Here is a 13,913-nt window from a genome sequence, read left to right as displayed (position 1 = left end):
CCTACGGTTCCTTGCGGCTGATGGCCTTCAGGCGGGAGACGTGCTTTCGGTCAAAGGAGTAGATCTCCGTGATCCCCTGCTTTTCCATCACTGCCGCAATGTAGCCGTCAATGAAGTCAATGTTGTGCGTTTCGTAGAATTCCAGCCCCCGGGAGACGAGGTGGCCGTTGATGACCTCCAGCCCCGGCGTGGCCAGAATCCCCCTGATGAGGGGCGAGACGTCGATGCTCTTGAGCCCGTAGGCGGACTCCAGCACCCAGACCACCTCGGCCATGACCATCTCCGTGGTCACCAAGGCGATATCGCCCCGGGCTGCGTCGTCCAGGAGCTGCTCAACGCGGTCGGCCTTGGCGGGGTCGTCGTTGGTGAGATACCGGATGAAGAGATTGGTGTCCACGAAGCAGCGGTTCATTCCATCTCCTCGCGGACGCGCCGGGCAACGGCCCGTTTCGCGGCCTCACGCTCCCCGGCAAAGCTGCTTCCCTCCTGGGGAGTCACGGCGCCCCGCAGGTCCCGGAGGGTCTTCACCGGCACCAGGATGGCCCTTCCCCCTTCGATGACGAAATCAACCCGGTCGTTGGCCTTGATGTTCAAGAGCGACCGTATCTCCTTCGGGATGGTAATCTGCCCCTTCGACGTAACCGTTGAGAGCATGATTCTTACCTCCATGCAATTTCTTACTCAGGCCACAGAGTAAGGATACGTGAAATATCAAACAAAGTAAATGCTCAGAATATAGTGTGATTTTTCAGGAAAAATGAAGAAAATACCCCAGCGCTCCGGCGCCGAGGATGACGAAGAGGGGACTCACCTTCGTGAACTGGAGAATGGCGAAGCCGGCGACGAAGAGGAGAATGTCCCGCGCCGAGCCGAGGGAGGTGCTCCCCAGCTTCCAGCCGGCGGACGCCACGAGCCCCACCACGGCCGGCACGACCCCGTCCAGCACCTCGCGGATCAGGCGGATGTTCCGCAGCCGCTCGTAGCGCCGGGTAAGGAAGACCATGAGGGCGGTACAGGGGAGGAAGATCGCGACGGTCCCCACCAGGGCGCCGGCAAAGCCTCCGGCCCGGTATCCCACGAAGGTGGCGAGGATCGCCAGGGGGCCGGGGGTGAGTTGGGAGAGGGCCAGTCCGTCCAGGAACTCCTTCATGGTGAGCCAGTGGTACTGGTCCACCATGATCCGGTGGAGAAGCGGAATGAGGACGTACCCTCCCCCCACGAAGACCAGGCCGATCTTCAGGAACGTCCAGGCAATGGTGGCAAGGGACCCCATCAGTGGTGCACCTGACGGAACCGGGCCCGGGCCAGGGACCAGAGGGCGGTCAGAGCCAGGAGCGCGAGGCCGTTCACCTGGAAGAACGCGGCGAGCCCGAAGGTGAGAAGGGCGATGGCCCACGGCTCCACACCGCGAATCTTGCGGCCCATGCCAATGGCCGCCACCAGGATCAGGGCGATGATGACGGGGTTGGTCCCCTGCAGGGCCGACTGGAGTTCGGGAAGTTCATGGTAGCGGAAGTAGAGGAGCGAAAGGAATGAGACAATCAGAAACGACGGGAGAATGAAGGCGAACGCGGCCACGGTGCCCCCGATGCGGCCCCGGAGGGTGCACCCGACGAAGGTGCAGGAATTGAGGGAGAAGGGGCCCAGGAACTGCCCGAAGGCGAGGCCGTGCATGAACTCCTCGTGGCTGAGCCACTCCTTGTCGTGGACGCAGACCCGCTCCACCAGGGCCACCACCGCCATCCCCCCGCCGAAGCCGGTAACGCCAATGATGAGGAACGTGCGAAAAATTTCCCCGAGGGATACCCGGTTACCTGTCGTTTCCATGGAATTCCTTATAGCAAGGGGCATCCGTGGGGGGCAAGGGAAAAGCCATACGGTATACGTGCTTGCATAGAATCTTCTGGTAAAATTATACTTGTCGTTTGGGTAGTGGATCTCAGCGGTCAGAGGTGGAAGCGATCACCATGTGCAAGAAGGTTTTCATCGCGGCAACGGGAATTAACTCGGGCAAGACCACCATCAGCGTCTCGCTGATGCACCTGGCCCGGAAAAAGTACGGCAGGGTCGGCTTCATCAAGGCCATCGGCCCCAAGTGCCAGTTCTTCAACGATATCACCGTCGACATGGACGCGGCCCTCATGGCGCGCATCTTCGGCCTCGAAGGGGACATCAACCATATGTCGCCGGTGGTGCTGGAGCGGGGCTCCACCAAGCGCTTCATCGACGGGGAGATCCCCACCCTCTGGCCCGCGGAGCGGATCACCGAAGCAGTGCGGGAGTTGGAGCGGAAAAACGACTACCTCATCATCGAAGGATCGGGCCACGGCGGGGTCGGTTCCGTCATCGGCATGAACAACGCCAAGGTGGCCAAGCTGGTGGATGCGCCGGTCATCATGGTCTCCGGCGGCGGCATCGGCAACGTCATCGACTCGGTCCAGCTGAACCTCCCCCTCTACCGGATGGAGGGGGCCGACCTGCGGATGCTCCTGGTCAACAAGCTCATCCCTGAGAAACGGGAGACCTCCCTCTCCTACCTCCAGCGGGCCTTCACCCCCCACGGCATCAACGTCGTCGGGGCCTTCGACTGGTCGCCGATCCTCGCCAACCCAACCCTGAACAACATCGCGCGGCTCCTGGCCCACCCCCTCAGGGGGGACCAGAGCCAGGGGACCCGGATCATCCACCATATCCAGCTCGGCGCCGCCTCGTCCCAGAAGGTCATCGACGGACTTGCCGAATCGACCATGCTCCTGGTCACCAGCTCCCGGGACGAACTCCTCGTCACCCTCTCGTCCCTCTACAACATCCCCGCCTACCGGGAGAAGATCGCCGGCCTCGTGGTTCCCGGCCACGCGCCGGTCTCCGCCATCACCCAGAAGATCCTCGACGACAGCTCCATCCCCTACATCCGGATCCACGAAACCACCGCCGACGTCTTCTCTGCCATGAAGTACCACGTCTCCAAGATCAGCGCCGAAGACGCAGAGAAGATCGACCTGGTCAAGGCACAGGCGGAAAAGGTGCTGGATTTCGACGAACTGGACCGGATGCTGTCATAGTCCCCTCACCCCTGCCCCTCTCCCCAAGGGAGTGGGTGCCCGAAGGAGGGTGAGGGGATACCTGACCTACGCCGCCCGGCGCCCTTTGATGGTCTCCCACCCGATGCAGGCAAGCCAGACGTGCCGCGGGATCGGCTTGCTGCCGGTCCGGTAGTTGGCGACCATCCTCCGGGACATGCCGATGGCCTCGGCGGCAGACGCCAGGGAGAGGTTGTTGGCCCGCATCCAGGCATCGAACTCGGCCGGTGACGGCTCGCCCGCCTGGGCGCGGCAGCGGGAGTAGAGCTGGTCCGCGCCAAGCTCCACCCCTTCACCCCACTCGACGCTGTGCCCGTACCACCCCACCCGGGCGCCGGAAAAGACCGATCCGTCCCGCAACGGCGCCAGCAGGGCGAAGCGGCTGATCCAGTCGCCGATATCGGCGGCCAGTATTTCCCCCGTGGACCAGCGGATGGTCAGGGTCGCCGGGGGGGTGGCGGTCACTTCCTCGATCCGCGGCGGCTTGTTCATCGCGTAATCTCCTTCCATTTTTCCAGCAGCAGTTCCCGGTTCTCGCCGGCCCATGCCATGGCCTCGGCCATCTTCCGCGCCGGTCGCACCTCGCCGATGAGTATCTCCAGCGTCTCGATGGCGACGGAGCAGCGGTCCCCGTCGGTGAATTCAAGGTGAAAGTGGGGCGTCCCGTGCTCGTTGGGGTAGATGGTCAGACGGCAGTGTCGGAAGTGCTTGATTGTCGGCATATATGGCAATGGTAGTGCAATGGTTTCACCAAGTCAAGCCGGCAATTGATTCTCCTTGTCCACGCCCCGACGCACCATCGCCTCAATGGTCGCGTCCAGGTACTCCCGCTGGCACGCTACGACATCCACCGCGCCCGTTTCCGCCAACCTCATGAAGCGGCACCCACCGAAACACAAGGGGAGATAGGTGCAGTCGAGGCACTCCTCCTGCTTCCAGACGTCCATCCCGTACGCGTCCCCTGCGCTGCCGGCGCCGTTTCGTAGACGGCCGGCAACGAACGCGGGCCGGCCGATGAAGGCGGGACAGCGGTAGATGGCCCCATCGGTGTCGACCACCAGATCGGTGTCGAACTCCACCATGCAGGCGGCCGGAGCCGGTTTAGACGTCAGGTACCCCCGTTTCACGATCTCCTCCCGAAGGACGAGGGACGCCTCCACGAGCCACGGCTCAGTGAGGCCGCCGCACCCTTCCGAAAAGTCGGGCAGCCCCGCAACACCCTCCCGGCCGATCACCGGATCGAACCTGACGAGACGGACCCGCTCCGGGGTGAGCCCCGCGACAGGGAGGATGTCGAGGAGTTGGGGGAACTCCCGCCAGGTGTCGCGGGTGTAGTTCCCGCCGATGGCGATGCCGATCAGTCCGCTCACCTCCCGCAGATTGGCGATGATCGCGGCAAAGCTCCCCGCTCCCGAGACAAAGGGACGCCGGCGGTCATGGATTTGCGGCGGGCCGTCGAGGGTCACCTTGGCGCCGTCGAGGCCGAGGGGGAGAAGACTTTCCACCAGCGTCCGGGTAAGGAGGGTTCCGTTGGTGACCAGGCTGAAGGAAAACCGGTCGCCGCCGGCCTCCCGCAGCGGTTCGGCGATCCGCCGGATCAAATCGGGGCGCAGGAGCGCCTCGCCGCCGTAGAAATTAAGCGTGACCCTCCGTCCCCGGGCCAGGTGCTCACGCTCCACCAAGGATACGAAGAGATCGGCGGTCTCCCCGTCCATCTGGTGCAGGCCCGGTTGCCTCGCCTCAAAGCAGTAGGGGCAGGCGAGGTTGCAGGCCCGGGTCAGGACCACCACGGCACTGCAGCGGCGCCGCCGGGCGTTGATCCGGTCGAACCAGGCGAGCATCTCCCGCCGCTCCGTTTCCGGGTCTTCGGCAAGAAAGCCGCGGCGGGCGAGGGTTTCGGCGGGCTTAGGCGAAAGGGTGCCGCCGCGGGCGGCTTCGAGGAGGAGGGCGGGTACGCGGAGCACCGCGCCGGTGCGGCAGGAGAAGAGAATGAGTTGGCCCGGCCGCTCCGTGCAGGGGAAGACTTTCACGTGGCGGGAGAGGATCATGGGTACCCCCAAAAGAGCCGGGGGAACCCGTCCCCCGGCTAAATGCACCGCACGCCATCGCAAGCATCAGTTAAATGACGAAACCAAAACTCGCTGAACAACAGGCCAGCGGGCCATCGACCGACTCCTCAACCCCTTCGTCGAGAACAACCACTTCCTCACGTTCCTCAGTCATGGCGCTCACCTCCTTCCGTTGACCTCGCCCCTTTCGACAACATCAAAATAACGGGTGACACAACAAAACTTTCCTGCTAAAAAGTCATGAAATCTTCACACCTCCCCGAACGTCAAATAACCAAAATTACATCAATTACACAAGCAACTCACATGCCCGAATCGCCATCAATCAACGACGTTATTGGATCCCCCCGGCCCCCCTTGGCGAGCCGGACAAATACATCGCTGATTAGACTGGTTATCTCAGTATTTTTCGTCTGTCTTACCCTTCTTTTTACCTGCTTCCCCCCCGTCTACGCCGCAGAAGAGAGTGACTCAAATTTGTTGGAGCTCTACTACGAGTCCAGCGATTTGACGGTATCGGCCGCCACCCGCTCCCCCCGCCCCCTTTCCCGCAGCGCCGAAGACATCACCGTGGTCACCGCCGCGGAGATCGAAGCCCAGAACGCCCATAACCTGGCAGAGGTGCTGAACAGGGTCCCCGGGGTCCAGGTCGACCTGCAGGGTGGACTCGTCGCCGACTACTCGCTGCAGGGCTCCCGTTTCCGCCAAGTTCTGGTCCTCGTGGATGGTGTCTCCATGAGCAATCTGGCCGACAACGCCGCGGTCATCGCCCAGATCCCGGTGGGGAACATCGAACGGATCGAAATCGTGAAGGGGCCGGCCTCCACGGCCTGGGGTTCCGCCCTGGGGGGGGTCATCAACGTTATCACCAAATCCCCCCGGGAAACTGCCATCCCCGGCGGGTCCGCCTCCTTCTCCGGGGGAGAGCGCGGCACCCGCGACGCCCAAGGCGAGCTGACCGGGACCATGGGACGGCTGGGCTACTACCTTTCGGGCAGCAACGTCCGGTCCGACGGCTTCCGCCCCCATAATGCCTCCGACAGCAACAACCTCTATGCCAAGCTCCTCTGGAGCCTCCGCGACAAGGGGAGCATCCGCTTCACCATCAACTACCTCAAGGGTTCAGCGGGCGAAGGGGTCTTCCCGCTCCCCGCCCGACTGCTCCCCATTCTGTCCGAAGGCAGAGTCACCTCCGATTTAGAGACAAGCCGACTCACCTCGACCCTTGCCCTGAATTACCACCTCACCGAGCGGCTCGCCCTTGACCTGACGCTCAAAGGCTCCCTCCTTGATGCGGATAGCAAGCGTTTCTTCCTGACTTCCGGCGACACATTCCAACTCGTCGGCAACAAAGAGGAAACCGCCGGAGCGAGTGCCCTCCTCACCTGGCGGCAGGGGCTCCACACGGTGGTCGGCGGCATGGATTTCGACCACGGCCATACAAAAACCAGTAGCGACACCTTCACCCTGATCGGCACCTTGCCTTTGTCGAACGAGGGAACCAACGACAAGTGGGGCTTCTTCCTGAACGACACCATCGGCTGGGAGCGGTTCACCCTCACCCCGGCGCTGCGTTATGACCGGACCAGCCGCGACGGCGAGTTCTGGAGCCAGAGCCTCGGGGCAACCTTCAGCCTCACCGACCGGACCCTCCTGCGGGCCAACTACGCCCGGGGGTACAGCCTGTCGACCATCAACTTCGACCCGACCTTCACCAACGAACGGATCTGGGCAATCCACGCGGGAATCGAGACGACGGAAATCCCCTTCCTCTGGCTCAAGGCGGGATGGTTCCGCAACACCGCCCGGGATGTCGCCTTCAACGGTGAACGGCTGAAACAGCTCAAGCAAGGGTTCGAGGTGGAGGCCCGCACCACCCCCTTCTTTGATACCTGGCTCTCCCTGGGCTACGTCTTCATCGACGCCAGGAACGCCGACACCGACCAGCGGCTTCAGGAAATTCCCCGCCAGACGTGGGACCTGGGGCTCCACTATGACGACCGCACCTTCCGGGGCGCCCTCCTGGGGCACTATATCTGGTGGAACGAACCCTCTGCGAGGGGCATTGCGTTCAATGCCCGCTACGACGACTTCATCTGGGACCTGAACCTGGGCTGGAAGGCCTATAAGGGCACCAACGCCGAAGCGGAGCTCTTCTTCACGGGCCATAACCTGTTCAACGGCAGGCAGTACACGAACGAAATCTTTGTCAACCCCAGCCGCTGGTTCGAAGGCGGCCTCCGCATCAAGTGGTAACGAAAACGATTTAGGAACGCATGAACCGACTGATCCTCCACATACTCGCTGTACTGCTCCTCTGGGGCTTCCCGGCTTTCGCCGCGGAAGTCGTGGTGGTGCAGGGCGAGCGCATGGCACCCTTCGAGGCCGCATTCCATGGCTTCAAGGACGCGGCCGGCGTGCGTTCCGTGGAGCGGCTCGTGCTCTCCGACCTGCGGGGTGCCGACGTGGTTCGGGCCGTGCGGGAGGCCCGCCCCCGCCTCGTGCTGGCCGTTGGCCGCGACGCCCTGGCGAGGGTGCGGGAGATCCGCGAGATTCCGGTGGTCTACGTGATGGTGCCCCCCTCCGCAACCGCCGACGCCCTGGGACGCAACGTGACCGGCATCGAGATGGACGTGCCGGCGGAGCGCTACCTCTCCCTCTGCGGAAATGGGCTGGGTGGCAAGCGTGTGGGGATCATCTACAACCCGGCCAAGACCGGTGCGCTGGTGCAGGAGGCCCGCCAGGCGGCGGAGCGGCTCGGCATCACCCTGGTGGTCCGCAGGGCCGACGACCCCCGCGAGGCGGTCCGCGAACTCTCCTCCCTCAAGGGGAAGGTGGACACCCTCTGGCTCCTCCCCGACCCGACGGTGGTGACCCGCGACACGATGGAGTCCTTCGCCCTCTTCTCCCAGCAAAACCGGGTGCCGGTGGTGGCCTTTGCCGCCAAGTACCTGCAGCAGGGGGCCGTTGCCGCCATCGAGGTGGACCCGGCCGACATGGGACGGCAGGCCGGCCGCATGGCCCGCCGCATCCTGGACGGCGCTTCGCCCCAAGCGGAAACGTCGGAGCATCCCGCAAAGACGCGCCTGAAGGTGAACCACTCCGTGGCGCAACACTTGGGCATCACGTTGAAGGAGTGACCCCCCATGGATAAGAACTCCCCCTGTGATTCTTTCCAACCGGCGAGCCCCACCCCGCCACGGGACGTCCGCGGGAGCTTTCGCGCCAAACTCTTCTCGACGACAGCCGCCGGCATCGTTATCCTCTCGGCTGTTTTCATCGTCTTCTTCCTCACCAACCAGCACGCCATACTCCACGAGAATCTTGTCACCGAGGGTCAGCTCCTGACCCGCCTCCTTGCCCATAACGCCCGTCTGGGGCTCTTTGCCGCCAACCGCGAACAGCTCGCCGACCTGGCCGATGGGGTGATACGGACCCCCGACGTGCTGGAGGTAACCATCGTCGACCGGGATGGCCGGACCCTGGCCCGCGCGGCCCGGCAATCGGTGAGCGATGGCGGGAGCAGCGCCGCCCTGACGCAGGAGTTTTCGGAGCCGGTCTTCGCGCTCCAGGGCAAGGGGAACGATGACGACCTCTACTTCTCGCCGGCGCAACAGCCGCCCCAGGCCGGCCAGCGCCTCGGGACGGTGCGGGTCGTGATGGATGAAGAGAAGGTCCATGCCCACGTCCGCCGCCTCACCGCCACGGCGGTCATTGGGGCGCTGGCGTTTCTGGCCGTTGGAATGGGGCTGGTCTACCTGATCATCCGCGGCATCACCCGTCCCCTCACCCACCTGTCGGATGAGGTCAGGGCCATCGAAAGGGGAGAGACGAACGTACTCCTCCCGGTGGAATCGGAGGACGAGATCGGCGAGCTCACCGCATCCTACAACCGGATGGTGAACGCCCTCAGGCAGCGACGGGAGGAACGGGACGAGGCGGAGAGGCAGTTGCGGGAGCTGAATGCCCGTCTGGAGGATAAGGTCATTGACCGGACCGCCCAGCTGGAGGCGGTAAACCGGGAACTGGAGTCGTTCAGCTATTCGGCCGCCCATGACCTGCGGGCGCCGCTCTTGCGCCTGAACGGCCTCTGCAAGGCCCTGAAGGAGGACTGCGGCGAGCGGCTCGACGAGGAGGCCCGCGCGTATATCCGGCGCATCGCCACGGTGGGAAGGCAGATGGAGCGGGTGATCTCTACCATGTCGACTCTGTTCAACGTGCAGCGGCGGGGAATGACCTGCCGGGAGATGGACCTGGGCGCCATGGTGCGGGCGATCGTCGCGACGCTGCGGCAGGCCGATCCCCTGCGGGAGGTGGCGCTGACGGTGGGGCCAGAAGTGACGGCCCACGGCGACACGGAACTCATCTGGACGGCCCTGGAGAACATGGTGGGGAACGCCTGGAAGTTCACGTCGCGCACCCCCGATGCCCGCATCGAGTTCGGCAGCATCGAGCGGGACGGGGAGAAGGTCTTCCTCCTGAGAGACAACGGGGTCGGTTTCGACATGGCCTATGTGGGCAAACTGTTCAAGCCCTTCGAGCGGCTCCACGGCCCCGATGAGTTCCCCGGCACCGGGGTGGGGCTCGCCATCGTTCACCGGGTCATGGAGCGCCACGACGGCCGCGTCTGGCTCGAAAGCACGCCGGGGGCCGGAACCACCTGTTACTTCACCCTGCCTTCCTGCTCGCCGTCGTCCACGAAAGGCATCTAAAACACAGAGCAACGGAGCAACAGAGAAAAGCAAAGAGAATATAAGCTGCTAACCCCCTCAAGTCAGGCAGTAAACTGGATTACCGTATTGATTTCTCAGTTGCTCAGTTGCTCTGTGTTATTCTTGTAGTCGTTATCCGGCATTTCACATCCACGAGGTACCCATGCCCACCGAAATGAGACGCTCTGTCTGCCCCTACGACTGCCCCGACACCTGCGGCCTCCTGGTGGAGGTGGAGGACGGCCGGGCCATGCGCGTTTCCGGCGACCCGGAGCACCCCTTCACCCGGGGCACCCTCTGCCCCAAGATGCTCCACTATGAGAAGACGGTCCACTCTCCCCTGCGCCTCACAACCCCCCTCGTCCGCATCGGCCCCAAGGGAATGGGGGAGTTCCGCGCCGCCACCTGGAACGAGGCGGTTGCCATAATCGCGGCCCGCTGGCAGGAGATTATCTCCGGCTACGGGGCCGAGGCAATCCTCCCCTACTCCTACGCCGGGACCATGGGGCTCGTGCACCGCAACTGCGGCCACGCGTTCTTCCACCGGCTGGGGGCGTCACGGCTCGACAGGACCATCTGCTCGCCGGCCAAGGAGGCGGGGTGGAAGGCGATCATGGGGGATACGCCGTCCCCCCACCCGGACGAGGTGGCGAAAAGCGATCTGGTGATCCTCTGGGGGATCAATGCGGCGGCCACCAACATCCACTTCCTCCATGGAGTCAGGGAGGCAAGGAAGCGGGGCGCCCAGGTCTGGCTCATCGACACCTATGAGACCCCCACCGCCGCCGCGGCGGACCGGGTCATCCTCTCCCGCCCCGGAAGCGACGGCGCCCTGGCCCTGGGGATGATGCACGTCATCGCCCGGGAAGGGCTCATCGACAAGGCCTTCGTAGAGGAGCGGGTCCAGGGCTTTGCCGAACTGGCGGAGCAGGTCCTCCCCGGCTACCCGCCGGAACGGGTGAGCGCCATGACCGGCATTCCCGCTTCGGTCATCGAAGATATGACGCGCTGCTACGCCCGGGCAAAGGCACCCTTCATCCGGCTGGGGAGCGGGCTCTCCCGCTACGGCAACGGCGCCATGACGGTCCGCACCATCTGCGCGCTGCCAGCCCTGGTGGGGGCCTACGGAAAGCGAGGGGGAGGGCTCCTGGCCTCCACCAGCACCGGCGCCGCCTTTGCCATGAAGGAGGTGACCCGCGAGGACTTCATGCTGCGCCCCACCCGGATCGTGAACATGAACCGCCTGGGGCACGCCCTGACGGAGCTGGCCGACCCGCCAGTGAAGTCCCTCTACGTCTACCACTCAAACCCGGCATCGGTGACCCCGGACCAGAACGCGATCCTTCGAGGACTTGCCCGCAACGACCTCTTCACCGTGGTGCACGAACGGTTCATGACCGACACGGCCCGATGGGCCGACGTGGTGCTCCCCGCCTGCTCGTCCCTGGAGACGGGGGATGTCTACCGGGCCTACGGCACCTACTGCATCCAGCGTGCATGGCCGGCCATCCCGCCGGTGGGGGAGAGCAGGTCCAACTGGGACACCTTCGCGTTTCTGGCCGAGGCCATGGGGTTCGACGAACCGTACTTCAGCCAGACCGAGGAGGAGATCATCGAGCACCTTGTAGCGATCCCCGCTCCCATGAGGGATGGGATCGACCTGGCCCGCTTCGAGGAAGGGAAGGGGGTGGAGCTTCCCCTGGCCCCGGACACCCCCCGCACCTTCCGGACCCCGTCGGGGAAAGTGGAAATCCTCAACCACCGGGAGCCGGAACCCCTTCCCCGGCATCTCCCCACCCACGAGGAAGAGGGGAATCTCCCCCTCATGCTCATGACCGCGCCGACCCTCTACGCCCTCAACGCCTCCTTCTACGAGCAGGATGAACTACGGGAAAGGCAGGGGGGGATGCGCCTCATGGTGAACCCGGTCGAGGCCGAGACGCGGGGAATCGGGGACGGCGAGCGGGTGATCGCCTGCAACGAACGGGGCAAAGTGGAGTTCACCCTTGCGGTGACCGACCGGGTCCCTCCCGGCGTGGCCGTGGCCGAGGGAGTCTGGTGGTCGGAGCACGCCCCCGGCGACCGGACTGTGAACGCCCTCACCAGCCAGCGCCTCACCGACCGGGGGAACGGGAGCACGTTCTATGACACGAGGATAGAGATAAAGGCCGGGACCGGGGACCGGGAACCAGGGACCGGTAAAAGCCAAGCGCCGAAAGACTGATTCGAGTAGAACCACGAAATATCGAGACGCATGGTTTAGGAATTATATGGTCCCTGGTCCCCGGTCCCGGCCTTTAACGCTAAAGTTTTCCCAACGTCCGCCGATACGAGTATCAGGCCTTCGGTCGGAAGGCAGATCACAGCGACGAGGGGAACGCGCCCATGGCTGACCACACTATCCTGCTGGAAAGCGGCACCAACGAGCTCGAGATCGTCGAGTTCATGCTCAATGAACACAATGAAAAGGGGGAGGCGATCCCCTCCTACTTCGGCGTCAACGTGGCCAAGGTCCGGGAGATCATCCGCAAGCCCCAGATGTGGAAAGTTCCCAACGCCCATCCCGCCATCGCGGGGATGATGAAGCTCCGTGACAAGGTCATCACGGTGGTGGATCTGGCCACCACCCTCGGCAAGAGCGTGAGCTGCCTCGCCCCGGACCGGGTCATCGTCCTGGAATTCAACCGGATGATGATCGGCGTGCTGGTGAACGGCGTCTCCCGCATCTACCGCATCTCGTGGGAGCAGGTGGAGCCGCCGGTACGGGCCATCGAGTCGGCCTACGTGACCGGCATGGTGAAAATGGAGGACCGGATCATCCTGATCCTCGATTTCGAAAAAATTGTCGGCGAGATCTGCTGCATGGACGTCCTCCACGAGATCGGCCATGACCAGCTCTTGGAGGGGGCCATCCTCGACCGGAGCCGCCACCGCATCCTCGTGGCGGACGACTCGACCTTCATCCGCAACAGCATCTGCTCGTCGCTGCGGGCCGCCGGCTACAACGTGGAGGAGGCGGAGAACGGCGAAGAGGCGTGGAACATGATCACCGCCAAGCTCTCCCACTGCCGGTCGACCGGAACTCCCCTCAGAAGCGAGCTGGACCTCCTCATCACCGACGTGGAGATGCCGAAGATGGATGGCCTCCACCTCACCTCCCTCGTGAAGAAGGACGACGTGCTCAAGGAGCTGCCGGTGCTGATTTTTTCGTCCCTGGCCACCGAGGATAACCGGCGTAAATGGAAGGACCTGGGGGCGCTGGACATCGTCACCAAGCCCGACCTGCCGAACCTGGTAAAGATCGCGGATGGTGTCATGAACTGACGACACCGACTCCATCAAGCACGCAAAAGGCCCCGGATGGTTATTCCTCCGGGGCCTTTTGCGTGCAGCGAAAAACAGGAACGAGATTGTCAGGCGGCTTTACCGTATTCCACAAGTCCCATACTGATGCCATCTCGCTCAATGCGGTCAATGATATTTTCCACCTTCCGCACCACGTCGATCTCGACAAAATCGTCGCCGCACTGTTCACAGACAAGGGCTGGAACGTTAATCACGACGATGACGTTACCTTCCCCCTCGACGGTGAACGGCAAATTGGTTTTTCCAGGAAGCATCTTCCCCTTGCAAAGCGGACAGTTCATGGAGCTTATCTCCTTTGCTCGAAGCCTTCCAGCCAATCGGAAAGGCTCGGTTCATACACGGTTATAACCCACAGCATCGGTTCAACTACATCTATCGCAACCACCGCATGCATTACCCTCCCATCGCTTGTCCGGCCAAGGACCAGTCCGCTCGGCAAAGGACGATCGGAAGGATAATCCTCTACCAGGGTGCAGGACAGAAGAGCTTCTTTCACTTCGTCAGCATTTATACGTCGTTGATGCATCCGAAGAATCGAATGACGCTTGAGGGCAATTCTGTCGGACGCTGCAAGCAAGTGGATGCGGTTAATATCCAAGGCCATACAATTTGTCTATAGCGTCTGGACGCCCGCTGTCAAGAAGTAATCCGCTGAGATATTGAACAATGATATGATAGCGAAAACC

15 protein-coding genes are annotated in these 13,913 nt (G+C 63.3%); 6 read left to right on the top strand and 9 right to left on the bottom strand.

Annotated elements, in window-relative coordinates:
- Position 1 precedes the first annotated feature (1 nt).
- From KJB29_RS16880 to KJB29_RS16865, 4 genes are all read right to left on the bottom strand, one after another.
- The gene (locus KJB29_RS16880; RefSeq protein ID WP_215735512.1) at positions 2 to 412 is read right to left on the bottom strand and encodes a type II toxin-antitoxin system VapC family toxin; all 411 of its coding nucleotides are present in this window, start codon (positions 410 to 412) and stop codon (positions 2 to 4) included.
- Entirely contained in the window at positions 409 to 654 is a 246-nt protein-coding gene (locus KJB29_RS16875) for an AbrB/MazE/SpoVT family DNA-binding domain-containing protein (protein ID WP_215735511.1), read from the bottom strand. Before KJB29_RS16875 ends, KJB29_RS16880 begins: the two co-directional genes overlap by 4 nt.
- Positions 655 to 748: 94 nt before the next feature.
- Positions 749 to 1,273 (bottom strand): chromate transporter, encoded by a 525-nt coding sequence (locus KJB29_RS16870; protein ID WP_004511729.1) that lies wholly within the window; start codon positions 1,271 to 1,273, stop codon positions 749 to 751.
- On the bottom strand, positions 1,273 to 1,827 hold the full coding sequence (locus tag KJB29_RS16865) for a chromate transporter (protein ID WP_215735510.1): 555 nt from the start codon (positions 1,825 to 1,827) through the stop codon (positions 1,273 to 1,275). Before KJB29_RS16865 ends, KJB29_RS16870 begins: the two co-directional genes overlap by 1 nt.
- 140 nt (positions 1,828 to 1,967) lie before the next feature.
- On the opposite strand from KJB29_RS16865, the gene KJB29_RS16860 reads away from it, so the two are divergent.
- Positions 1,968 to 3,062, top strand: coding sequence for an AAA family ATPase (locus KJB29_RS16860; RefSeq protein ID WP_215735509.1), 1,095 nt, complete (start codon positions 1,968 to 1,970; stop codon positions 3,060 to 3,062).
- A gap of 66 nt (positions 3,063 to 3,128) precedes the next feature.
- Here KJB29_RS16860 and KJB29_RS16855 read toward each other — a convergent pair whose 3' ends face one another.
- The 3 genes from KJB29_RS16855 to gptM are packed head-to-tail and all read right to left on the bottom strand — an operon-like array spanning position 3,129 to position 5,128.
- Positions 3,129 to 3,572, bottom strand: a complete 444-nt coding sequence (locus KJB29_RS16855) for a DUF2442 domain-containing protein (RefSeq protein WP_215735508.1) — start codon at positions 3,570 to 3,572, stop codon at positions 3,129 to 3,131.
- Positions 3,569 to 3,802 carry a DUF4160 domain-containing protein gene (locus tag KJB29_RS16850; protein ID WP_215735507.1) on the bottom strand — a complete coding sequence of 78 codons (234 nt, stop codon included), beginning with the start codon at positions 3,800 to 3,802 and terminating at the stop codon, positions 3,569 to 3,571. Before KJB29_RS16850 ends, KJB29_RS16855 begins: the two co-directional genes overlap by 4 nt.
- Before the next feature lie 33 nt (positions 3,803 to 3,835).
- A complete protein-coding gene (gptM, locus tag KJB29_RS16845; RefSeq protein ID WP_215735506.1) occupies positions 3,836 to 5,128 on the bottom strand; it encodes a geopeptide radical SAM maturase in 1,293 nt (430 codons plus the stop codon).
- Positions 5,129 to 5,629: 501 nt separating this feature from the next.
- Here gptM and KJB29_RS16840 point away from each other — a divergent pair.
- From KJB29_RS16840 to KJB29_RS16820, 5 genes are all read left to right on the top strand, one after another.
- Entirely contained in the window at positions 5,630 to 7,405 is a 1,776-nt protein-coding gene (locus KJB29_RS16840) for a TonB-dependent receptor (RefSeq protein WP_246561820.1), read from the top strand.
- A gap of 20 nt (positions 7,406 to 7,425) precedes the next feature.
- Complete coding sequence (locus KJB29_RS16835) at positions 7,426 to 8,289, top strand: ABC transporter substrate-binding protein (protein WP_215735504.1); 864 nt, start codon at positions 7,426 to 7,428, stop codon at positions 8,287 to 8,289.
- A 6-nt stretch (positions 8,290 to 8,295) separates the two neighbouring features.
- Positions 8,296 to 9,861, top strand: coding sequence for a sensor histidine kinase (locus KJB29_RS16830; protein ID WP_215735503.1), 1,566 nt, complete (start codon positions 8,296 to 8,298; stop codon positions 9,859 to 9,861).
- A gap of 163 nt (positions 9,862 to 10,024) precedes the next feature.
- Positions 10,025 to 12,085 (top strand): molybdopterin oxidoreductase family protein, encoded by a 2,061-nt coding sequence (locus KJB29_RS16825; protein ID WP_215735502.1) that lies wholly within the window; start codon positions 10,025 to 10,027, stop codon positions 12,083 to 12,085.
- A gap of 161 nt (positions 12,086 to 12,246) precedes the next feature.
- Positions 12,247 to 13,185, top strand: a complete 939-nt coding sequence (locus KJB29_RS16820; RefSeq protein ID WP_215735501.1) for a chemotaxis protein — start codon at positions 12,247 to 12,249, stop codon at positions 13,183 to 13,185.
- Between the two features lie 89 nt (positions 13,186 to 13,274).
- On the opposite strand, the gene KJB29_RS16815 is transcribed toward KJB29_RS16820, so the two are convergent.
- Together KJB29_RS16815 and KJB29_RS16810 are read right to left on the bottom strand one after the other, a co-directional pair.
- Complete coding sequence (locus KJB29_RS16815) at positions 13,275 to 13,508, bottom strand: type II toxin-antitoxin system MqsA family antitoxin (RefSeq protein WP_215735500.1); 234 nt, start codon at positions 13,506 to 13,508, stop codon at positions 13,275 to 13,277.
- Positions 13,509 to 13,513: 5 nt separating this feature from the next.
- Positions 13,514 to 13,831, bottom strand: coding sequence for a DUF4258 domain-containing protein (locus KJB29_RS16810; protein WP_215735499.1), 318 nt, complete (start codon positions 13,829 to 13,831; stop codon positions 13,514 to 13,516).
- Positions 13,832 to 13,913 lie beyond the last annotated feature (82 nt).

Origin of the sequence: Geobacter grbiciae, from assembly GCF_018531165.1 — a bacterium.
GTDB lineage: Bacteria > Desulfobacterota > Desulfuromonadia > Geobacterales > Geobacteraceae > Geobacter > Geobacter metallireducens.
The sequence above is the reverse complement of the archived record's forward strand: the minus strand, read 5'-3'. Positions and strand labels throughout refer to the sequence as shown.